The 23108-nt window shown below is 60.7% G+C and carries 20 protein-coding genes; 8 read left to right on the forward strand and 12 right to left on the reverse strand.

The window, feature by feature from the left end; all coding sequences use genetic code 11:
• Positions 1–2: 2 nt before the first annotated feature.
• The 7 genes from EN786_RS00225 to EN786_RS00255 all read left to right on the forward strand — a co-directional run bounded on the left by EN786_RS00225 (position 3) and on the right by EN786_RS00255 (position 9212).
• Positions 3–1529, forward strand: coding sequence for an acyl--CoA ligase (locus EN786_RS00225; RefSeq protein WP_127308656.1), 1527 nt, complete (start codon positions 3–5; stop codon positions 1527–1529).
• Between the two features lie 2 nt (positions 1530–1531).
• On the forward strand, positions 1532–2536 hold the full coding sequence (locus EN786_RS00230) for a 2-dehydropantoate 2-reductase (RefSeq protein ID WP_127308655.1): 1005 nt from the start codon (positions 1532–1534) through the stop codon (positions 2534–2536).
• A gap of 1140 nt (positions 2537–3676) precedes the next feature.
• A complete protein-coding gene (locus tag EN786_RS00235) occupies positions 3677–4705 on the forward strand; it encodes a Gfo/Idh/MocA family oxidoreductase (protein WP_127308654.1) in 1029 nt (342 codons plus the stop codon).
• A gap of 432 nt (positions 4706–5137) precedes the next feature.
• Positions 5138–6304, forward strand: coding sequence for an MFS transporter (locus tag EN786_RS00240; RefSeq protein ID WP_189340159.1), 1167 nt, complete (start codon positions 5138–5140; stop codon positions 6302–6304).
• A gap of 196 nt (positions 6305–6500) precedes the next feature.
• Positions 6501–6716 (forward strand): hypothetical protein, encoded by a 216-nt coding sequence (locus EN786_RS00245; RefSeq protein ID WP_127308652.1) that lies wholly within the window; start codon positions 6501–6503, stop codon positions 6714–6716.
• A gap of 179 nt (positions 6717–6895) precedes the next feature.
• Entirely contained in the window at positions 6896–8029 is a 1134-nt protein-coding gene (gene alr / locus EN786_RS00250; RefSeq protein WP_245493427.1) for an alanine racemase, read from the forward strand.
• A gap of 154 nt (positions 8030–8183) precedes the next feature.
• On the forward strand, positions 8184–9212 hold the full coding sequence (locus EN786_RS00255; protein WP_135907898.1) for an Ldh family oxidoreductase: 1029 nt from the start codon (positions 8184–8186) through the stop codon (positions 9210–9212).
• Between the two features lie 63 nt (positions 9213–9275).
• Here EN786_RS00255 and EN786_RS39235 read toward each other — a convergent pair whose 3' ends face one another.
• The 12 genes from EN786_RS39235 to EN786_RS00310 form a co-directional block, all read right to left on the reverse strand.
• Positions 9276–9407 carry a hypothetical protein gene (locus EN786_RS39235; protein ID WP_281015743.1) on the reverse strand — a complete coding sequence of 44 codons (132 nt, stop codon included), beginning with the start codon at positions 9405–9407 and terminating at the stop codon, positions 9276–9278.
• Positions 9408–9429: 22 nt separating this feature from the next.
• Complete coding sequence (locus EN786_RS00260) at positions 9430–10266, reverse strand: inositol monophosphatase family protein (RefSeq protein WP_127309006.1); 837 nt, start codon at positions 10264–10266, stop codon at positions 9430–9432.
• Positions 10266–10517, reverse strand: a complete 252-nt coding sequence (locus EN786_RS00265; protein ID WP_127309005.1) for a hypothetical protein — start codon at positions 10515–10517, stop codon at positions 10266–10268. Before EN786_RS00265 ends, EN786_RS00260 begins: the two co-directional genes overlap by 1 nt.
• Before the next feature lie 102 nt (positions 10518–10619).
• Complete coding sequence (locus tag EN786_RS00270; RefSeq protein WP_127309004.1) at positions 10620–12113, reverse strand: aldehyde dehydrogenase; 1494 nt, start codon at positions 12111–12113, stop codon at positions 10620–10622.
• Between the two features lie 35 nt (positions 12114–12148).
• Positions 12149–13180, reverse strand: a complete 1032-nt coding sequence (locus tag EN786_RS00275; protein ID WP_127309003.1) for a proline racemase family protein — start codon at positions 13178–13180, stop codon at positions 12149–12151.
• A gap of 133 nt (positions 13181–13313) precedes the next feature.
• A complete protein-coding gene (locus EN786_RS00280; protein WP_127309002.1) occupies positions 13314–14192 on the reverse strand; it encodes a dihydrodipicolinate synthase family protein in 879 nt (292 codons plus the stop codon).
• A 212-nt stretch (positions 14193–14404) separates the two neighbouring features.
• Positions 14405–16039, reverse strand: coding sequence for a choline dehydrogenase (locus tag EN786_RS00285; protein WP_135907900.1), 1635 nt, complete (start codon positions 16037–16039; stop codon positions 14405–14407).
• 20 nt (positions 16040–16059) lie between these two features.
• Positions 16060–17547, reverse strand: coding sequence for an aldehyde dehydrogenase family protein (locus EN786_RS00290; protein WP_127309000.1), 1488 nt, complete (start codon positions 17545–17547; stop codon positions 16060–16062).
• Between the two features lie 16 nt (positions 17548–17563).
• Positions 17564–18631, reverse strand: coding sequence for an ABC transporter ATP-binding protein (locus tag EN786_RS00295; protein WP_127308999.1), 1068 nt, complete (start codon positions 18629–18631; stop codon positions 17564–17566).
• Positions 18632–18641: 10 nt separating this feature from the next.
• Positions 18642–19484, reverse strand: coding sequence for a carbohydrate ABC transporter permease (locus EN786_RS00300; RefSeq protein WP_127308998.1), 843 nt, complete (start codon positions 19482–19484; stop codon positions 18642–18644).
• The gene (locus tag EN786_RS00305; protein ID WP_189340221.1) at positions 19484–20422 is read right to left on the reverse strand and encodes a sugar ABC transporter permease; all 939 of its coding nucleotides are present in this window, start codon (positions 20420–20422) and stop codon (positions 19484–19486) included. The genes EN786_RS00300 and EN786_RS00305 overlap by 1 nt, the downstream gene beginning before the upstream one ends.
• A 94-nt stretch (positions 20423–20516) precedes the next feature.
• Entirely contained in the window at positions 20517–21920 is a 1404-nt protein-coding gene (locus tag EN786_RS00310) for an extracellular solute-binding protein (protein ID WP_127308996.1), read from the reverse strand.
• 111 nt (positions 21921–22031) lie between these two features.
• On the opposite strand from EN786_RS00310, the gene EN786_RS00315 reads away from it, so the two are divergent.
• Positions 22032–23102: a LacI family DNA-binding transcriptional regulator gene (locus EN786_RS00315; protein ID WP_127308995.1), complete on the forward strand. Its 1071-nt coding sequence runs from the start codon at positions 22032–22034 to the stop codon at positions 23100–23102.
• Positions 23103–23108: the final 6 nt, after the last annotated feature.

Raw genomic sequence — 23108 nt, forward strand, 5'->3', positions numbered from 1 at the left:
CCATGACCAGCAACGCAAATTCGCAAGGGCTTTCACGCCCGCTCGCCTCCGGAGCCGATGACGCGCCGGCGATCCTGGCGCCTGACCGGCCCACCCTCACCCATGGCGGATTGCGCCAGCTGATAGGCGCCACGGCGGCGGCGCTGCATGCGCGCGGCATCCGCCGGGGCGACCGGGTGGCAATCGTGCTGCCGAACGGGCCGGAGATGGCGACGAGCTTCGTCGCGGTGGCGGCAAGCGCCTCGACGGCGCCGCTCAATCCGGCCTACCGGGCGGACGAACTCGATTTCTACCTGACCGACATCGGCGCCAAGGCGATCCTCGTCTCCGCCGACGAGAGTGGCCCGGCGGTGACGGTGGCCGAGCGTCTGGGCATCGCCGTGCTGCGGCTGGTCGTGCCGGCCGGCGCCCCTGCCGGCAGCTTCGTCATCGAGGGCCCGTCAGTGGGGCCGCAGGCGGCGCCCGACATGGCGCGCGACGACGACATCGCGCTGTTGCTGCACACGTCGGGCACCACCTCGCGCCCCAAGCTGGTGCCGCTCAGCCATGCCAATGTCGCGGCCTCCGCCCGCCATATCGGCGCGACGCTCGGCCTGAGCGCCGACGACCGCTGCCTCAACATCATGCCGCTGTTTCACATCCACGGGCTCATCGCGGCAGTGCTGTCGTCGCTCGCCGCCGGCGGCAGCATCTACTGCACGCCGGGCTTCAACGCGCTGCGCTTCTTCCAGTGGCTGAGCGACGCCAGGCCTAGCTGGTACACGGCCGTGCCGACCATGCACCAGGCGATCCTGCCGCGCGCGGCGCGCAATCCGGACGTGCTGGCGGCGGCCTCGCTGCGCTTCATCCGCTCGTCCTCGGCATCGCTGCCGGCGCAGGTGATGGCCGAACTCGAGGCGACCTTCGGCTGCCCGGTCATCGAAGCCTATGGCATGACCGAGGCAGCGCACCAGATGGCCTCGAACCGGCTGCCGCCAGGCCTGCGCAAGCCGGGCAGCGTCGGCGCCGCCGGCGGACCCGAAGTGGCCGTCATGGCGCTCGACGGCCGGCTGATGCAGGCCGGCGAGACCGGCGAAATCGTCATTCGCGGCCCCAATGTCACATTGGGCTACGAAAAGAACCCCGATGCCAACGCGACGGCCTTCGCGCATGGCTGGTTCCACACCGGTGACCAGGGCGTGCTCGACGAGGATGGCTATCTCAGGGTCACCGGAAGGCTGAAGGAGATCATCAACCGTGGCGGCGAGAAGATTTCGCCGCTAGAGGTAGACGACGTGCTGATGGACCACCCGGCGGTGGTGCAGGTGGTGACCTTCGCCATGCCGCATGACAAGCTCGGCGAAGAGGTGGCGGCGGCCGTGGTGCTGCGGGAAGGCATGAGCGCCTCAGAGAGCGATATCCGCGCCCACGCTGCGACGCGGCTAGCCGACTTCAAGGTGCCGCGCAAGATCCTGATCCTGGACGAGATCCCCAAGGGGGCGACCGGCAAACTGCAGCGCATCGGGCTCGCCGCCAAGCTCGGGCTGTGACAATGAAGATCACCATTTTCGGCGCCGGCGCCATCGGCGGCTATCTCGCCGCCAAGCTGGCCATTGCCGGCCGCACCGATCTGTCGATCGTCGCGCGCGGCGCGCATCTCGACGCGATCCGCGCGGGCGGGCTGCGCCTGATCGAGGACGGCGCGGAGACGGTGGCGCCGGTCAAAGCCGCGGCGAAGGCCGAAGAGCTCGGCGTGCAGGATTATGTGGTGCTGGCGTTGAAGGCCCATTCGCTGACCACGGCGCTCGACCAGATCGCGCCGCTGCTGGGCACGGACACCGCGGTCGTCACCATGCAGAATGGCGTGCCGTGGTGGTATTTTCACAGGCTAAGCGGCCCGCTCGAAGGCACAAGGCTCGACGGTGTCGACCCAAGCGGCGCCATCTGGCAGCGGATCGGACCGCAGCGCGTCATCGGCTCGGTCGTCTATCCCGCCGTCGAGGTCGACGCGCCCGGCCTCATCCGCCATGTCGAGGGCAGGCGCTTTTCGCTCGGCGAACCCTCCGGCGAGAAGAGCGAGCGCGTCACACAACTGGCCGAGGAAATGGTCATGGCCGGGCTGCAGGCGCCGGTGCGCGACGACATCCGCAGCGAAATCTGGGTGAAGCTGTGGGGCAACCTGTCCTTCAACCCGATATCGGCGCTGACCGGCTCGACGCTGGCGGCGATCGTCGCCGACGACGGCACCCGCGCGCTCGCCCGCACCATGATGCTGGAGGCGCAGGCGATCGGCGAAAGCCTCGGCGTGCGCTTTCCGATCGCCGTCGACCGCCGCATCAAGGGCGCCGGCGACGTCGGCGAGCACAAGACCTCGATGCTGCAGGACCTGGAGCGCGGCCGCCCGATGGAAATCGACGCGCTGGTGACCGCCGTTCAGGAACTCGGCCGGCTGACGGCCCGGCCGACACCGGTGATCGACGCGGTGTCGGCGCTGCTGAAGCGGCTGGCGGTGGAGCGCGGCTGCTATTCCGCAGTTGGCCGAAAGCAGACTGGCTAATTTGAAACCAATTTTGGAGTTTCCGTCGCTACCGAATTCCGAAGCCGCTTCGCCAAATAAGCCCCGCACCGAGTTCGAGACCGTAGCCCGTGTAATGCGTGTAGCAGCCTGTCCACGCTGCTCCGAGCTTGTAACTAGTAGAAGCGGTTGTACCAGCAAGGGGAGGATGGCCGCTGTTGGGCGCGGAGGTGCCACTGCGGCCAGCCGCTCGAATGTCTGCTTCTGGACGGCGGCCCATGACAAGTTCAATGGCCAACTTCAGGCGCATTGCAGCCGTTCGTGTCATGGAAAACGTACGTCGGCTTCGGGGCCGTTCCCCGGTCTTTTGAAGCTTCGAGACAGGGCTCAGCCCCTTAGACAATATCGCGGCGTTTCCGAATGGAGGGAAACACAGTAGCGCTCTCGCCGCCCACCCTCGGAACAATGCGATCGGCTCAAGCGATTCTGAGATGGTAAGGAAAATCGCCTGGGTAGTTTATTGTCAGAAAGAGGGGGTTCGAGTCCGCGTTGTGGACAGCCTCGGAAATACACAGCAAGATCAATAACTTAAATTGATCTTCTGGTGGCCCCGGAGGACATGTTTAAACGAGTTTTTCGTGGGCCATAATCGAAAAACTTCCCGTATCGTTCCGCGTAGTTACGAGACCGCTTTAAAGACAGGAACGCCTTACCTGTGCGGGCCGCGAACTGGAATGATGCCCACTTGATTGTCACCCATCTAATTAATATCGCCGTGTTTTTCCTACATTGCGGCACTGATAGCCGGCGCGATACCTGATTTCCGCGAACTCTCATCACAAAGTGGCGTTTCCTGTGCGTCAAATCGCGAATGCAAAGCTCTGTCTGCGAAATCGCCGTGGGACCCCGCCGATGTAAAGATAAGCGCGGTGAAGAGGCCCGAGCGAGAAGGCGCTCTTCGTCCACCTCTAACAAGCACCCAAGCCGTTCGTCAAAAGGGCGCACTGAAGAAATGCTTGCCAGAAGGGCGCCACACGCGTTCCGAGCCAAATCGTCACGAAACTAATCGCCGCCGATAGCAACCGGTAGCCGCGGATCGGCTGAGCGCAATCGGAGTTTCGTCTCTCCATTCTGCAGGGGGCTTGAGGGCCCTCGTGTGTCAGCTTGGAATGAGCCCCCTCCATGACCATGAATTCCAGCAGGAAGAAATCGATGAGCAAAATTTACAAATGGGGACTGGTCGGCGCCAGCCGGATTGCCGAGGAGTGGCTGATACCGGCCATCAACAGCGCTCCGAACAGCGAGGTCGCCGCAGTGTTCTCCTCCGATACGGCCCGTGGACGCGCCTACGCCGAGCGAAACGGCATCCCGCAGGTCTACGATACCATCGAAGCGCTGCTTCGCTCGGATGTCGACGCCGTTTATATAAGCAACACCAATGAAAAGCATGCCCCCGATGCGATTGCGGCAATCGTGGCGGGCAAACATGTGCTCGGCGAGAAGCCAATGGCAATGACAATCGCCGAGGCCGAAGCCATGGTTGCGGCCGCCGAAACGCACAAACGCGTTTTGGGCATCAATCACCATCTGCGGAACATGGCGACCCACATCAGGCTCCACGATTTGGTGAAGAATGGTGAACTGGGCGCACTGGTCGCGGCCCGCATGACGTTCGGTGTGCTGCTTCCGGTCGCCAATCGCGGCTGGAGAACCGATTCCGTGACCGCCGGAGCCGGCGTGTTCTTTGATCTTACCGTGCATGACGCAGACCTTTTGCACTACGTCCTGGGCACGGAGGCGCAGGAGGTCGTAGCGATGACCGCCAACAATGGGATAACGTCGAAGGAAGTCGAGGATACGGTCGCGATCGTCGCACGAATGAAGACCGGCACAATTGTTCAGATTACCGAGAGCTTTGCTATTGATCACGCTAGAACGACGGTTGAGCTCTTTGGCACAAAGGCTTCCGTTTTTGCGGACGACGTTCTGCTCCAGCGTGGTGGTGGACGTGTGTTCGTGCGCAAGAATGGCGAACAGGTCGAAGAGCAGATCGACCATGTGAATGCCTACGACAAGGTTGTCCGTGACTTCAATGCAGCCATGGCTGGCAATGGCTCACCAACGGTAACAGGTCGCGACGGTTTGAAATCTTTGAAATTTGCCGTGGCCGCACGCGAAGCGGCAAAGACCGGCCGCTCGGTGCAGGTCTGAGGTTCATTCACGAGGAGCGGTTCCGGTCGAACCGCTCCATTTTGAATCCAGCGGATATTCCGATGCGCTAGGGATCTTCAGCCGCATTGAGCGGCTCGCTGATGACGTGAACCCTTCAGGTTACTAGAACCGGGTAGACCCGCATTCTACTGCGCTGCAGGGTCGACATCTACTTTCTCTTAGAAAGACGTCTCCCGTGCGTCAGATTGCGAATGCAAAGCTTTACCTGCGAAATCGCCCTGTAGCTGCCGCGATGTAAGATGAGTGCGGTGAGCTGACCATCAGGTGCTCCTAGCAGGGGTTCTCTGCGTGTATTCAAAGGTTTTCGCCTCATAGAAGAGACAGGCCAGTCGGCATGCGTTGGACCGAGCCCGGCATGCCGTCGGGTGGCATTGACCGAGGCGCAAGGCGCCAGTGGAGAACCAAACGGTGTTGGAAATTCCGAAGCGCTTCGCAGATCAACCTGCCTGGCCCTCAATAGACGACCGCAAGAGCCGCACGGCTATTTTCTCCATTTTCTTCCTGCATGGCTGCATATTCGGCACCTGGTCTTCACTTGTGCCGACAATCAAGGCGCGCCTCTCGATACCAGACAGTCAGTTCGGCTGGTCGCTGTTCATGATTGTCGCGGGCTCACTATTCGCCATGCTGGCGAGCCGGTCTCTCATCACGCGTTTCGGCAGCAAACAAGTGGTTCGAGTGTCGGCGCCCCTTCTCCTGGCGACGGTCGTGTTGGCCTCGTTCACGAATGCCCCAAACCTGTTCCCCCTGGTCCTGCTGATGCTGGGACTTGCGGGCAATTTCATGGACGTCGCCATGAATGCGCAGGCGGTCGAGGCAGAGCGCTTATCCCAAAAGGCCCTCATGTCGACATTCCACGCTATGTGGAGCCTTGGCGGGCTTACAGGTGCCGCCTCGGGGGGCCTGCTTGTCAAATTTGCGGGGAGCTCGTTGGGTGCGCTAATAGCCGCGCTATTACTCTCGAGTCTCTTCGTGGCAAACCAGAGCAAGCTTCTCGCTGCAAGGCCAAGTGAGGGCGCTACGGCAGCCCGGCCAATCAGCCCAAAGTGGCTGCTAGTTGTTGCAGGCCTGCTTGCCGGTGTGTGCATGTCGACAGACGCAGCGGTCCGTGACTGGGGTCCCCTCTTCCTAACTGGCCATTTTGCGCTCGATTTCAGCTTCTCTGGACTCGGCTATGCGGCGTTCGTAAGCGCCATGGCAATCTGTCGATTGGCTGGCGATCGCTTCAGAACGCTCGTGGGCGAGAAGCAACTTCTTGCAATCTCGACAGGCCTCGTGATCGTCGGTCTCTCGATTGTCGCCTCTGCCAAGATGGTGCCTGTGGCGCTATTCGGGTTTGTCCTGTTGGGCATCGGCGTATCGAATATCTTTCCCACACTATTGAGCATGGCGGGACGACGCGGCGATGCGTCAAACATAGTGGTCGTCTTCGCGACGGGTTACATAGTCGCCCTGGCCGCGGCACCCAGCTTCGGCACCCTCGCCGAGGCAACCTCCTTAGCCAACATTTACTTGCTGCTGGCCGGGATGTTCCTGCTTGCCGGAACGGCTTTCGTCCGCGTCGCCAATCGCTTCTGAACTGCGGAGACCCCTTACACTCGACCGCTGTTTCTTCAAGTAAGTGGCTGTCGCCTCCGACCTACTCGCGGCAACGGTATCTTTTGATCGAGCCGGCCTCGTATCGTCCGAGACCCATTGACAGTTATCTGTAAACGTTTACCACTCTTCAAGTGACGCCGTCGGCACCTAGCGGCTTGTGATCGAGAGGCATCAAGTGAAAACCCCTCAAGGGCGCGCCATGCATAATCACACGCGCAATGTGTTCCTGCAGATAGCGAAATTTTGCATCCCTCTTCTCGCGCTTCTAATGTTTGCAAAACTTAGCCCGGCCGTGATGGCGATGCTGGCGGACCAGAGTGTTCAGCGCGGTATGATCGCCCAGGCGCAGTCCAAGGCGGCGGAGCATTACCTGTCGATCCTGCTGAACTAAACTCAAAGCGTGCTGCGATCTCGTGACGGGCATTGCCGTGCCCGTCGAACCTGATTGCCCTTAGGAACGCACGACCCGCGGTACGCCTTTCCGGATTTGGCCAAAAAAGCAGGATAGCCCTTGAGTTAATTATGTAAACGTTTACTGACGCAGCTTCTTTGGAAACACGGGTGCCGATCATGACCGTAAGTCATCCCTTGTCCTCCGCCGGAGGAAATCTCAGTCTGATCCATCAGGCTGAGATGATCGTCGACCTAGAGGCAGTGCGGGGAAATTACAGGCGACTGAACGCCATGGCGGGCGGGGCCGATTGCGCTGCCGTCGTGAAGGGCGACGCCTACGGCCATGGCATGATCCCGAGCGCGCTGGCGCTGAGGCAAGCGGGCGCCAGGACGTTTTTCGTGGCAACGGCCAATGACGGCGTGACGCTGCGAGTCGCTCTTCAAGAAGCAGAGATTTGCGTGCTCGGCGGCTTCCTGCCCGAAGAAAGGGAGGCATTTGTCGGCGCGAACCTAGTACCCGTCCTGAACAGTCGCAATCAGATCGAGGAATGGGAAAAGGTTGCGGTCGGGGTGGAGCGTCCTCTCGCCTCGATCATCCATTTCGACACGGGAATGAACCGGCTCGGACTGCTGGCCGATGACGTCGCGTGGCTTCGCCAGAACTTGCCGCTCCTGTCGCGGATCCCGCCTATCCTCTACATGTCGCACCTTTCGGCAGCCGATGACCTCGATTTCGACAGGTGCGAATTCCAGCGCGGGGCATTCCTGAGCGCGGTGAGCGGGCTTCCCATCGCGAAAATGTCGCTTGCCAATTCGGCTGGCACCTATCTGGGCGCGGACTACGCGTTCGACATGGTCCGGCCCGGCAAGGCGACATTCGGGATCAACCCGCTGACAGGGCGCCCAAATCCCATGTTGCAGCCAGCTCGCGTAGTCGCGCCGATCATTCAGGTCAAGACGATGAAGCGCGGTGCCCCTGTCGGCTACAGCTCGACCTACCGCCTGACCGAGCAAGCCAAGATCGCGACGGTCGCGATCGGATACGCGAACGGCTATTCCCGGGCCGGCTCAAGCCGCGCTGCCGTCTCCGTTGCGGGTTTTGCCGCCCAGGTTGTCGGACGCGTTTCCATGGATCTCCTGACCGTCGACGTTTCGGGGGTTCCTGACTGGGCGCTGGTACCAGGCAGTCCGGCCGAAATCCTCGGACCCCATGTTCGTGACCACGATCTGGCGAAGGCCTGCGGAACGATCGAGCATGAAATCTTGATTTCACTCGGCCATGGCTGTGCGCGGCGTTACGTCAACGAATAGCGCGCGCCATGGCGTTGAGTGCTGAAGCACAGGCCCGCCCCCAACCTACGCGAGGCACTCTGCCGCCAACGGACATTGCAATGCAGCCGTTGGCGGCCCCGATAGGCGAGCCACGCAGGGAGGCGCGTCGCTCTGTTGAAGCGCGTGATTTGTCATGACCGCATCCTTGTCGCATGAGCCAGCCATTTATCTCAGCCTGCCCGAGCTCATCGCCATGCTGGAAGCTATCATGCTGCGCCACGGGACGTCCGACAGCGTCGCCCGAGCCCTGGCGACGAATTGCGCGAGCGCCGAACGCGACGGCTCGCGAAGCCATGGCTTGTTCCGGATGGCGGGCTATGTGAGCAATCTCAAGAGCGGCTTCGTCGACGGCCGCGCCGTTCCGCAAATCCAGGACGCTGGAACCGCTTTCCTTCGTGCCGACGCCGGCAATGGCTATGCCAGACCGGCGCTGGAAGCGGCCATGCCGCAGGCCATCGACAAGACGCGATCGGCCGGCGCCTGTGTGCTCGCCATCGGCAATGCCCATCATAACGGTCCGCTCTGGCTGGATGTCGAGCCATTCGCGGAGGCGGGACTGATCGCCCTCAGTGTCGTCAACAGTGTCACTTATGTCGTCCCTCACGGCGGTCACAAGCGGCTCTACGGAACCAATCCGATGGCCTTCGCCGTGCCGCGCGCAGATGGCCAGGTTCTCCTGTTCGATCAGGCGACGGCAGCAATGGCTCATGGCGAAGTGAAGGTTGCGGCGCTTGAAAACAAGCTGCTCCCCGAAGGAACGGGCCTGGACGCCTCGGGCCTGCCAACCAGCAGCCCGCAGGCTATACTTGACGGGGGTGCGCTGCTGGCTTTCGGCGGACACAAGGGATCCTCCATCGCCATGATGATCGACATCCTTGGCGGAGCGCTGACAGGCAGCAACTTCTCCCATCAGGTCAATTCGTCGGCCTATCCCGGGGCCGACTCCGCTCATACCGGTCAAACCATCATCCTGATCGACCCGACGAAAGGAAATGGCTCCCTGAGAATGTTCACAGGGCGGATCGAGGAATTGGTCGAGGCGATGGCCGAAGCCGGGCAGACGCGCCTTCCAGGTGAACGTAGGCTCGCCGCCCGCAAATTGGCGGCCGAGCGCGGCATCGCCATCGAGGCAGAGACATGGAAGCAATTACAGGCCCTTTGACAGACGCAAAGCGCGAATGCGTGATTGGATTGCGGCGTTGACGGTGGGTGACGACTCTTCGCTTCAACGGGTTACCCAGACCAGAAGGTACATGGCCGCTGTTGCGACCGCCATCCAAAACCAGCCCCAGAAACGGGCTCGTCGCTCGGCAGCGTTATCCTCGTCCTTTCGCTCGATCTCGTTCTTGCTGTCCATTCAAGATACCCTCGGCAAGGGTTCAGATGTCGTTGAGCATCCGCAGCGCAGCCTCGTGCAGGACGGCGTTTGCCGAGGCCAGGACGTTGCCGCCCCGCTCCGGGCGACCGCCGTCGAAGCGAGTGACGACACCACCGGCGGCCTCAATGAGCGGAATAAGCGCAACGACGTCATAGGCTGTCAGGGCGAGCTCGACGCAAAGGTCGATCTGGCCGGCGGCGAGCATGGCGAACGCGTAGCATTCGCCACCGTAGCGAGTGAATTTGACCGACGACGCGAGCCGGGCAAATCCTCGCCCCGGACGGCGCGCGAAGGGTTCTGGAGAATTCGTGTGGCATATCGCGTCGGAAAGACGTTGAGTGCCGCTCGCCCTCAAAACGGTCTCGCCATGGGCCGAATGGCAGATCGATTTCGTACCATCGGACCAGAAGCATTCCCCGGTATGGGGCTGGTTCATCATTCCCATTGCGGAGCGGCCATCGACGGTGAAGCCTATCAGAGTTCCCCAGACCGGAAGCCCGCATAGGTAGGGTTTCATCCCGTTGATCGGGTCAATCACCCATTTGAGCGGCCCGGATCCCGACGGGCTGAGCTCCTCGCCCAATATCGCGTGCATCGGATACTCGGCCGATATGATGTCGCAGATAGCCCTTTCAGCATTTCGGTCGGCTTCCATGACCGGATCGTATTGCAGGCCGGGTTTGACCTCGGCTTCGACGGCCAACCTCTTGCGAAACCTCGGCATCACCTCCGCAGCAGCCGCGTCCGTGAGTTTGCGGAAAAATTCGAAGGTGGGCAGCAGATCCCCGTCCCGTTGGGAAGCAACACTAAGCTTGGGGAGTGAGGCCTGCCTGGCCATCAGAAGGCGCCCTGCTGGAATATCCTGTGGCCACCGCCTAGCCCGAACGCCATCTGGTTCGTCTTCGCGAAACCCAAGTAGAGCCAAGCTTCGAACTCGAAACGCAGCGGCCGCGCGCCGACTTCGTCCAGGGTGAGATCGGTGATAGGGCCGACGCCGGAGAACGGATTGGCGGTTCGCCGCGGTCTGCCGGCCGCCGTCAATCGCAGGGCGCTCAGCTGTTCTTCCCTAAGCACTGCAACAGATGTCATTGACTTCCCTCAAATCCAACAGGGCGCCCGCAAGCCTGCGGGCGCGCCGATCTCCCGCGAAGGGCCGATGGCCGGGCCGAGAGGGCCGGCCACCGGATGCCATCAGCGCAGTTGGATCCACACCGCCTTGGTTTCGGTGTATTGGTCGTGCGCAGCGAGGCCCTTGTCCTTGCCGCCGAAGCCCGATTCCTTGTACCCGCCGAAGGGCACGGCGAAGTCGCCTTCTGAATAGCAGTTCACCGAGACGGTGCCGGCGCGGATCGACTTGGCGACGCGATGCGCCGTGTTGAGATCGTCGGTGTAGAGGGAAGCGGCAAGGCCGTAGTTGGTGTCGTTCGCAATGCGAACCGCTTCGGCCTCGTCCTTGAACGAGATCACCGACAGGACAGGCCCGAAGATCTCTTCACGGGCAATCTTCATGGTGTTGGAAACACCATCAAAGATCGTCGGCTCAACGAAGCTGCCACCTGTTTCGGCCAGCACACGATTTCCCCCCAATGCTACCTTGGCGCCTTCATTGCGTCCCGTTTCGATGTAGGACAAGACCTTGGCGAGATGATCCTCCTCGATCATCGCACCGATGCGCGTCGAGCGCTCGAGCGGGTCGCCGACCGTCCAGGACTCGAACACCGGCTTCAGCTCATCAAGGAGGCGGTCCTTGATGCTCTCGTGGACGATGAGGCGGGAACCGGCCGAGCAGTTCTCGCCCTGGCAAAAAAGAATACCCGTCGCGACATTCTCGACGATAGGGGCGAAGTTCTTGACGTCGCTCATGACGATTGCCGGGCTCTTGCCGCCGCACTCGAGGATGATCCTCTTCATGTTGGAATCGGCAGAATATTTCAGGAAAAGCCGACCGACCTCGCCAGAGCCCGTGAAGCTCACGCAGTCGATATCCCTGTGCAGGCCGATCGCCTGGCCGGCAGTCGGCCCCAGACCCGGGACGACGTTGAAGACGCCGTCCGGAATGCCTGCCTCGGATGCCAGTGCCGCCAGCCTGATCAGCGACAAAGACGTCTGTTCGGCCGGCTTCAGGACGAGGGAATTTCCTCCCGCCAGGGCGGGCGCCAACTTCCACATCGCGACGAACAGAGGGAAGTTCCAGGGAATGACGCCACCGACGATGCCGATCGGCTCGCGCACGATCATCGACACGACGTCACGCGGCGCCGGCGACATCTGATCATAGATCTTGTCCGTCGCCTCCGCATGCCAGCGGAGCGTCTCGACGGAGTCGGGCAAGTCGACACTGAGGGAATCGTTGATCGGCTTGCCGCAATCGAGCGTTTCGATGAGCGCGAGTTCGGCGCTGTGCTTTTCGATCAGATCGGCAAAGCGCAGCAGGACTTTCTTGCGCTCCCGCGGCGGCATGCCCGACCAACTGCCGGCCTCGAAACTGCGGCGTGCGGCCCTGACCGCAAGGTCGACGTCCGCAGCGCCGCCGGCGGCGACATTGGCAAGGAGCCTGCCGGTGGCAGGATTGACGGTTTCGAACGTCTCCCCCGATTTTGCCGCCACATAGGCACCGTCAATAAAGGCCCGTGTTTCGAATTTCAGCTTTTCGGCTTGGGCGTGGAAGTCTGCGTGCACGTTCATCTTGAACTCCTGCAAATGGCATTGATGGATATTGGTCAGGCACCGGGCCAGGTATCGGAAAGTGTGTAGCCCCTCGGAAACGGATCGCTCGGGTCGAGCACGAACTGATGGAAGCCTGTGATCCAGGCCCGTCCGGTGATGGCGACAGACACGGCGTCGAGACCTCCGATCCGGGTGCTCTCGAATATCTCGCCGACGAATTTTGTGCCGATGATCGACTCATGGATGAATTGTTCGCCGGCAGCGACTTCACCGCGTGCATGGAGCAGCGCCAGTCGTGCACAGGTGCCGGTCCCGCAAGGCGAGCGGTCCAGTCTGCCTGGCGAGACGATGACCCCGTTCCTGGATGTCTTGATCCCGTCGCTTACCGCGAGCGGACCGGCGAAAAGCGTCTGGTTGATTGTGTGTATCTCTGGGTTTTCGGGGTGCACGGATGGCAGTTGCTCGGCCGCCGCCCGCTTGATTTTTTCGCCGACATCCGAAAGATCGCGCGCTTCGGACGGCTCGATCTCGAAGCCGCAGTCCTGGGCGTCGACGATCACGTAGATCATCCCCCCGTAGGAAACGTCGACGCGAAGCGATCCTATGCCTTCGACCTCGATCATCCGGTCTCGGTGCATGACAAAGGACGGCTGGTTCCTGAACTTGACGCTTTCGCACTTTCCGTCCCGGCACCGCGCTTCGACCTCGATCAGGCCGGCTGGCGCCTCAAGCGTCAGGTTGGTGACAGGCTCCTGCATCGGAATGATCCCGGTCTCCAGGAGCACGGTCACCGTGCATATGGTGTTCGTGCCCGACATCGGCGGATAGGAGGTCGGTTCGATGATGACGTAACCCATCTGAGCGTCAGGGTGAGACGAGGGCAGAACCAGGTTGGTGCAGAGCGTGACCTTGCCGCGAGGTTCATGCAGGAGAAAGGCTCTAAGGTCATCGCCTTTGGTCTCCAGCCATCGTGCCTTCTCGAACATGGTCTTGCCGGGAACATCGATGACACCGCCTGTAATGACGTCGTTCGGCTCGCCCTCGGCGTGAGCGCCCACGACGTTGATCATCCGCGACAACCGCATTCCTCAATCCTTTCTGCCAGGCCGGCCATGAAATCGTGCAATCCGATGCTGGACGAGGAAGAACGAATGTCCAGGACCAGTTGCAGCAGCCGGATACCCAGGGCAACGAAGCCCCGGGGACGACCGGATCGCGTCAGGCAGCTGCCGCTGCAAGCGCCTTGTCAACCAGTTTAACCTCCTCAGCGGTCAAGGGGATAACCGGGAGGCGGCACTCGCCGACAGGGCGCCCCGTCTTGGTGCTTGCTGCCTTGGCGACTGGATTGAAGGGGGCGGTCCAGAGCAGCAGCGACAGGGGACGCAGCTTGAGCCACAGCGCGGTCGCTTCGGCCAGGTTCTTGCTCTGAACCAGATCGTAGAGCCGCACGAGCTGCTCCGGAACCGCGTTGCCGGAACCAGTGAAAACACCCGGCGCGCCGCTCAGCAGGCTGTAGAAGTTCAGATAGTCGCAGCCGTTGAACACCTTCGCACCCTGTGCCGACAGCTGGTCGATGCGCATCATGTTGGAGGTGCTGTCCTTGATGTACTTGACGGTATCGATCTCGCTGAAGCGCTTGTAGACGTCAGGCGTGATGTCGAAACCGGTGTACTGAGGAATATTGTAGACCATGATCGGAGTGTTCACGGCGCTGGATACCTGTTCGTAGTGGTAGCGAACGCCTGGCTCGCCCGGCCCCTCGAAGAAGGGCGGCAGGATGAGCAATGTGTCGGCGCCGGCGTCGCGAGCATGCTTCGAATTTTCGATGGCGTCTTCAGTGCGCAAGGCCGATGTCTGGACGATCAGCTTGGCGCGACCGTTGATGCGCTTGCCGGCAACCTCCGCTATGCGCCGCTTCTCGCTTTCAGTCAGGAACGGGAATTCGCCCGTTCCGCCGTTGACCGCGATGATATGAATGCCCGCATCGATCAGCGTATCGATGTTTGCGCCCAGCGCGCCCTCATCGAGGGCCGCGCCATTGTCCTTGAATGGCGTGCAGATCGGCACACAGATTCCTTTTAGTTCACTCACGTCCATGCTCCTTTTCGAGATCGGATTTGTTCGAGTTTTCAACGAATACCTTGGCCAGAAACGATGGCGTCAGCTGACGTTTCAAATATTAATTCGCCTATACACTCTCTTTCATTGAAATCTTTCTGCTGCAATATTTCGCCACACGAGTTTTTGATTTATGTAATCGTTTTCACGATAGATATCAAGCGTCCTCGACATTGCATCCCTGACTGTCTTCAAGCGGTGTGATACGGCTGTAGATCCGCAGGCAAAGCGACGCGGCCTCGGATGGCGTCCGCGACCTTTTCCGCCATCATGATAACCGGGGCATTGAGATTACCGCTGACGATCTCGGGCATGATCGAGGCATCAACAACTCTGAGACCTTCAATGCCGTGCACTTTTGCGTCCTTGTCGACGACCGCGTCGTCGCCGTCGCCCATTCGGCAGGTGCAGCATGGGTGGTAGTTTGTGCCGGCAATGCCGCGCAGCCAATTGGCGATGTCATCGTCGGTCGCGACCGAGTATCCAGGCATTTCCTCCACGCCCCGGAATTCGTCCCAGGCCTGCTGGCGGACTACGCTGCGAATTGCCTTAACGGCCTGGACCGCCTGCACCATGTCGTCGGGATGCTGCAGGTAGTTGAACACGAACTTTGGCGCAGCCGTCGGATCCGCCGTCTCCACCAAGACGCGTCCCTCGCTTTTGGGGCGCATGAGGCTGAGGAAGTACTGAAAACCGTTCTCGAGCTTGACGTTGCCATGCTGGAATTCACCAAGCATCGGGACGAACTCGAACTGCACATTGGGTATGGCCTCTTCGTCGCGCGTGCGCATGAACGTGCCCACCTCGAAGAAATTGGTCGCGCCGAGCCCCTTCTTGAACAGCAGCCACTGCAGGCCAATCTTGGCCTTGCCAAAGGTGGACAGGTCCTTCGCGGCCGAAACGTCTTTGGTCGCGCGATACATCACCGGCGCGGCGACGTGATCCTTCAGCCCGCGGCCGACGCCCGGCAGATGATGCTTAACGGCTATGCCGGCGTTTTTGAGATCCTCGGCCGGACCGATGCCTGAAAGAAGCAGGAGCTGCGGCGAGTTGAGGGCACCGCCGCACAAAATGGTCTCACGCTCCGGCTCGAACTGCTGAGCACCGGATTTGGTGGTAACCGCAACCCGCACGACGCGCTTGTTGCTTGTCTCGATGCCCGTGACCCTTGCGCCGGTCAGCACGGTGAGATTGGGTTTGCGGGGCTGCGCATGGATATAGCCCTGCGAGGTGCTCCAGCGAATGCCGTCATGGACGTTGCGCTGGGTGATGTGAACACCTTCCTGCTGATACGCATTGTGATCGGCAACATGCTTCAGCCCGCTCTCCACCCCGGCGTTGAGGAAGGCGTGATAGAGGGGATTTTCCGCCTTGCAGGTTTCGATCTGCATCGGCCCTGCCCCGCCGCGATAAGCGTTCGCTCCCTTGTCGAATGTCTCGGCTTTCTTGAAATAAGGCAGGCATTCCGCATACGACCACCCGCCTGCTCCGATGCCTGCCCAATTGTCATAGTCCCAGGGATTGCCGCGGACCCAATTCATGCCATTGATGGAGGACGAGCCGCCAAGCACCCGCCCCCTCGCCTCATGAACGATCCGTCCCTGCAGATGTGGTTCCGGCTCCGAATTGTAGAACCAGTTAAAGCGGTCGTTCATCAACGGGAAGCCGAGGGCCGCCGGCATGCGGATGTAGATATGCTGATCCGATGGCCCTGCTTCCAAAAGAAGAACAGTCGTGGAAGGGTCTTCGGCGAGGCGAGAAGCGATTACCGAACCTGCCGAGCCGGAGCCGATGACGATGTAATCGAACGTCTTCTTGTCTACCACCGAGGGTCACTCCTTACGTGTCAGTTCGCCACGGTGTGCGGCAAGGCGTGCGGGCGCTGCCCTAGCTTGATAAAGGTCGACTTTACCTCGGTGAACTCGAGCAATCCGTCCAGGCCGTTTTCACGACCGATTCCGCTCTCCTTGAACCCTCCGAACGGAAGCTGAACAGCGGTCTCGAGAAAGGTGTTCACATACACCGTCCCGCTGCGGAGTTCGCGTGAAACGCGGATCGCCTTGTCTATGTCCTTCGTCCAGACACCATTGCCGAGTCCATAATTCGTATCGTTGGCAAAGGCGATCGCCTGATCCACGCTGGCGAAACGGGTGACAGCCAGAACCGGCCCGAAAATCTCTTCGCGGAAGATCGTCATATCCGGGGTGACGTCGGAAAAGATCGTGGGGGCGACATAGAAGCCGTTGCCCAGGCCGTTCTCCGTGACACGGCTGCCGCCGAGCAAAAGTGTAGCGCCCTCGTCTACGCCACTCTGGATGTAGGACAGCACCTGTTCCATGTGCTTTTCATGGATCAGCGCTCCGACATCCGCCTTTTCATCCGTCGGCAGGCCGAGCCGGATCTTCTTCGAGCGCTCGACCAGCTTTTCCAGGAAGCTGTCCGCGACGCTGTCCTCGACCAGCAGCCTCGTGCCTTGAACGCATTCCTCGCCTTGATTGAGAACGTAGCCAAGCAGGATGCCATCCAGCGCGGCGTCGATATCGGCATCGGCAAAGACGATATTTGCCGCCTTGCCGCCCAATTCGAGGCCAACGCGTTTGACTTGTTCGGCAGCGCGCTGTGCGATCCTGATTCCAACCGCAGTCGAGCCGGTGAACGAGATCATGTCGACCTTACGATGCCCTGTCAGCATCTCGCCGACGGTGCGGCCGGAGCCGGTGACGACATTGATAACGCCGTCGGGAAGGCCCGCGTCTTTCGCGAGCCTGGCGATTTCCAGCGTCGACCCTGAGGTCAGCTCGGACGGCTTGATCACAACCGTACAGCCAGCAGCGAGCGCGAATGGCAGCTTTTGGAACAGCGTAACCAGGGGAAAGTTCCACGGCGTTATCATTCCGATCACGCCGCGCGGTTCACGGGTCACAAGGCCCAGATTTGCGTCCCCGATATTGGAAACCAGATCTCCGGGGATTTGCCAGGCGAGCGCTGCAGCATAGCGCGCAAGCTCTATCGACCATTCGACCTCGGCCTTGGCGAAGCGGATCGGCTTGCCGACCTCTTCGGCCTCAATCAAGGCAAGCCTGTCGATCTCACGGATCAGCAGATCCACCCAGCGCCCGAGAGCCTTTGCCCTCTCGGCGCCAGGGATGGCTGACCATATGGATCGGTCATCGAAAGCCCTTCGGGCAGCTTCGATCGCGGCGTTGACGGCGTTCTCGTCGCTTTGCGCGAACCTCGCCAGCAGCTCGCCATGGGCCGGTGACTTGCGTTCCACCTTGCGATCGGTCTTCGCCCAGGCGCCATCGATCCAGTTCTCGTATTCGCGCACGTTCATCAGCTCACGTCCCCGGTCAGTTGCGCGCGACGAGCCGGCTCTTGCCGGGGGTTACGGCTACACCGACAACGTCGCCGATCTTGGCTTCGGTGCGATCCGTCACGACGATGAATTTGTGACCACCGCAGTCGACGTAGACATTGGTTGTCTGCCCCAGGGGCTCCACGAAGTCGACATTTGCAGAGGCTGCGCCTTCAACGCCGTCGCGCACGATCATGAGATGCTCGGGGCGTACGCCGACATAGAATTGTCCCTGGGCATCGGCAAAGCTGCTTGCCCTGTCGGCGACCTCGCCGGACAGACTGTCGGCAAATGGCTGCACGGTAGCGGCGATTCCCTTCTTGCCGTCAAAGTGGGCAGGAAACAGGTTCATAGGAGGCGACCCGATAAAGTCGGCGACGAATTCGGTCCTCGGCCTGTCATAGATTTCGAGCGGGGTTGCGACCTGCACCATGTCGCCGCGGCGCATGACGGCGATCCTGTCAGCCATCGACATGGCTTCGATCTGATCGTGGGTCACGTAGACAGTGGTGATGCCGAGGCTCGTCACGAGTTTCTTGATCTCGGTGCGCATCGTGGCTCGCAGCTTGGCATCGAGATTCGAGAGAGGCTCGTCCATCAGGAAGACACGCGGGTTACGGACCAGGGCCCGCGCCAGGGAGACGCGCTGCCTCTGCCCGCCGGAGATCTGCCCCGGTTTGCGGTCCAGATACTCGGCAATTCCCAGTTTCTCCGCGGTCGCCTGCACCTTCTTTTTGCGCTCGCCCTCGGCAATCTTGCGCACCTTCAGCGGGAACTCGATGTTTTGGAATACCGACAGGTGCGGATAAAGTCCGTAGTCCTGGAACGCCATCGCGATGTCGCGATGGCGAGGTTCCTCGTAGGTGACGTCGCGGCCATTGATCTTTATCTGGCCGCCGCTGGGGAGTTCCAGTCCGGCGATCATCCGCAAGGTCGTGGTCTTGCCGCAGCCGGAGGGGCCAAGCATGACGAAGAACTCGCCGTCCTTGATGTCGACCGAGACGCCGTTGACGGCGGTAAAGGCGCCAAAGCGCTTGTATACGGATTTGACTTCGATACCCATTATCTCTTCCTCATCCCTTCACGGCGCCGAGGGTCAAACCCCTGACCAGGTATTTTTGCATCAACAGCACGAGCACGACGACCGGCAACGACATCAGCACGCCCGCGGCCGATCCCAATCCCCACGAGATAGCCTTGGCCTTGATCGAGCTGGCCGCGATGACGGGCAAGGTGCGCGCTTCCGACGAGGTCAGGATGCTGGCGAGCAGGAATTCGTTCCAGGCGAACATGAAGATGATCACCATGGTCGCCGCGAGACCCGGCAAAAGCAGAGGCAAGGTTACGCGCCAGAAGCACTCGAAGCGGCTGCAGCCGTCGATGAGCGCGGCCTCTTCGATCGACTGTGGAATCTCCTGGATAAAGACGCGCATCACCCAGACCACGAACGGCAGACCATTCAGCGTATAGACGGCGATCAACAGCCACGGCGTGTCGAAGATGCCAAGTTGCTTGGCGATGATGAACAGCGGGATAACGCTGACCATGGGCGGCAACATGCGGATCGACAGGACTTCGAAGGCGATGAAGTTCTTGTTCTTCACGTCAAATCGGGCCAGTCCGTAGGCGGCGAGCGTGCCTGCGATCATTGCAAACAGCGTGGCCAGGCAGACGATGAAGGCGCTGTTGATCAACGCATCCATCGCGTTGAGTTCGGTGAAAAGCTTGCGAAAGCTCTCCAGTGTCGGTGAAAATATCCATTTCGGCGGATAGGCCGATATGTCGACATCCGACTTCAGCGAAGACAGCGTCATCCAGACGATCGGAAAGGCGAAGAAGGCGGTCGAGATCAGGGCCAGCAGATAGTAGCCGATACCGCTGAAGAGCGATCCACGTGGCGCAGTCGAACTCGACATCAGCGTGCCTCCTTTTCGTTCACCATGCGCATGAAGCCGGTATACTTCACGAAGATCAGAACCACGGTCAGGATGATCAGCAGCGTGATCCAGGACAGCGCGGCGCCGTATCCGAGATTGAAGAAACGGAAATTCACGCGCGCCAGATAGACGCTGAGCAGATCGGTGGCGAAGTCGGGGCCGCCTCGGGTGATGATGTAGACGGTGTCGTAGGTTCGGATGGCGTCGACGATCCGCAGCAGGCTGGCGATGACAATCACCGGCCTGAGCATCGGCAGAGTAACCATGAAGAATGTCTGAATGGGGGATGCGCCGTCGATCGCCGCGGCCTCGAAGGGACTCTTCGGCAGCGCTGACAGGCCGGCAAAGATGATGAGGAACATAAACGGCGTCCACTGCCAGACATCGACAAGCACCATCGAAGCCATGGCGCTGGCTTTCTCGCCGGCCCAAGGCTGGGGCGGGATGCCCGCGAGGCTGAGCACGTAGTTGAGCACGCCGAGATCGGGCATCATCATGATGCGCCAGGTGATGCCGACCGCGATCGGCGTGATCAGCATCGGCACGATGATGATGGTCCTGAGAACGGTGAAACCCCTGAGCCTGAGGTTGAAAAGCAGGGCGAGCAGAATCGCGAAGGTAAGGGACAGTCCGACCGAGAGCACCGTGAACAGCAGCGTCAGCAGGATTGAATGCATGAACTGGGCGTCCGCGAGCGCATCCGCATAGTTGCCGAGACCGACAAATCCCTGGAACTTGTCCGGATCCGCCGGCCTATAGCCGGTGATGCTCATGTACAGTGAGTGGAGGAGTGGAAACAGACCGACGACAGTCATGATGATCATGGTCGGCGCAAGCAGGATCATGCCCGTGTAGCGCTCTCCGGCGCGCTGCGCGCGGTCGCTTGCGATTGGCAAACTCTCTATGCTGGCTGTCATGGTTCCCTGCTCTCCAGGGCGCACGCGGGCATAGGCCCGCGGCGCGTTCCTGTTCAACGACGGTCGGATATCCCGACGCACCGGTGCGGCGACTTCAGCCCTTGATGAGCTTTGCCACTCGATCAACGGCATCGACCATGGCGGTCTTGGGCGTCTTTCGCCCGGTCACGCCCGCGAGGACCTCCTCGTAGATCGCCCGCTGCACTTCCACCGCGTTGGTGAGGCGGTACGGCGGGATAGCGATCGGTTGCGTGCCGCGGGTCTTGAAATCCTCAAAGACGTGAAGTCCGGGGATCTTCTTGATCATCTCGGGATTGTCCAGATCCGGCTTGTAGCAAATCGACGTTTCGCCAGCTTCCGAGAAATATTTGTAGCCACCATCGGCAAGCCAGGCCAGGAACTTGTAGCCTTCGGCCTGTTTCTTGCTCGAGGCATTCAACACCACGGTCCAGCCGCCAATCATCGACTGCTGGAACTTCTCCGTGGGCGCCACGGCGTAACCGAACTTGCCGGCGTGCGGTCCACTCTCAATTCCGGAGAGCGCGTCCGACCAGGATATGATCATGGCTGCCGTGCCTTGGCCGATCGCCGACTGGCCTTCCGGATAGTCGAAGCCGGACACGCCCTGCGGGCAATACTGCAAGACCTCCTTCAGCCGCTCGATGGCATGCTCGCCCTGCCGTTCCGAATTGAAGACGGGTTCGTTGGCATCGTTGAAACAACCGTCATCCGTGGGCGCAAGCTTCGTCATACCCATGACACGGGTCATCCAGTCGCCGGACATGTGGGCGTCCTGCCCTCCCAGACACAGCGTGTTTCCGGCCACATCCGAACTGTGCAGCTTCTTGGCGGCCGCGACATACTCGTCCCAGGTGACAGGCACCTTGTCGATGCCAGCCTTCTCGAACAGGTCCCGGCGATAGATGAATACTGGAATTGTCATGGCGAGCGGCAGGCCGTAGTGCTTGCCCTGATAGATCGAGTACTGGAGCGATCCTTCGGTGACGTTCCCGTAGTTGATGTCGGGAAGGCCCGGCGTCGCAGCCTTGATGTCTTCCATCGTCGGCGCCCACTTATTGCGCTGCGGCTGGCGAACCCAGAGGCTGTCGGTGGTGATGATGTCGAACGTCTCGGAGCCCTGCGAGAGCTCGATCAGCATCTTTTCATAGTGCGACTCATAGGGATTGGACTCGCCGGTGATCTTTGCGCCCGTGTAGGCCTTCGCCACCTGGTCAGTCAGGGCCCCGGCCCACACCGAGTTGCTGTTGAGGATGTTGAGCGTCACCTCCTCCGCATAGGCCGACGAGGCGCGATACGCCGCCATCGCCGCGGCAAGACCGGCGGAAGCCTTCAAAAAGTCGCGACGGGAAAAGGGCAGTCTGATCGGGTCGGTCACTTGTTGCTCCTCCTGTTTTGATGCAAGGCGAACCGAGTACGCCTTAGCGTTCCCAAATCGTGTAAACGTTTTCATTTTCATGACCCCCTTGTCAAGCGCCAATCTTGAAATATGAAAACGATTTCACCTGAAGCGCTTTATGACTTGTCAAGCCGGGCGAAGTCGAAGACAAAGGCTGAAGGTCGGTGAAACCAACGATCACGGTGGCGGCGTATGCCCGGTAAAAAGACGAAACAGTCAAAGCTCAAGAAACGAGCTGGCGTGTTCGATGTCGCCCGGGAGGCGGGCGTATCTGTCGCGACAGTGTCGAGAGCCTTCAACCTGCCCGATCTCGTCAGCGAGGATGTGCGCCGGCGTGTGCTGGCGATTTCGCAACGCCTCGGTTACGCCGCCAATCCTGCCGCCAAGGCGCTTCGGTCGCGTAAGACACACATTGTCGGGGCCGCCATTCCCACCCTCGACTACGCTATCTTTGCAAAGATGATCAATCACTTCCAGGATACGTTCGCTCAGCATGGCTACATCACGATTGTCGCCACGACAGGTTTCGAGCACGCCAACGTGTTCGAGAAGGTCAAGACGCTGGTCGATCGCGGCGCCGAAGCGCTGCTGCTGGTTGGGGCGATAGAGGATCCGGCACTGGTGCGCTACCTGAAGGAGCCGCATATACCGGTCGTCACGACCTACTCGTATATCCCCGAAGAGATCGTGCCCTGTATCGGCTTTGACAACTACGCCGCCACCCAGAGCGCGATGGAATACCTCGCGGATCTTGGCCACAGAAATTTTGCCATGATTGCTGGCAGCCCGAAGGGCAGCGATCGTCAGCGCACCAGAATTGCCGCCTACAAGGATTTCATAGGGGCGAGACAACTGGAGGGCGAGGAGAACATCATTATTCGCGACTTTACCATCCGCGACGGCGCCGAAGCGATGCGCGCCCTGCTGGTCAAATATCCCGACACAACCGCACTGGTCTGCAATACCGACGTGGTTGCCTTCGGCGCCCTAAGCGAAAGCCGCCGGCTTGGGATTCGCATTCCACAGGACATCTCCGTCGTGGGCTTCGACGACGCAGAGTATGCCGCACAGTTGGACCCTCCGCTGACGACGATTGCCGTGCCCGCCGAGGAAATGGGACGCCTGAGCGCCGAGATGCTCCACATGTCGCTTTCCACAGGAGAGTCTCCTCGCTTTGTGCGGCTGGACTCTCAATTGATCGTGAGAAAATCGGCTTGCCCCCCGCGAGGCCTGAAGCAACTGCGCCTCGCCAGCGCCGTGTAGACCATT

The organism is Mesorhizobium sp. M4B.F.Ca.ET.143.01.1.1 (assembly GCF_004792275.1).
GTDB lineage: Bacteria > Pseudomonadota > Alphaproteobacteria > Rhizobiales > Rhizobiaceae > Mesorhizobium > Mesorhizobium abyssinicae.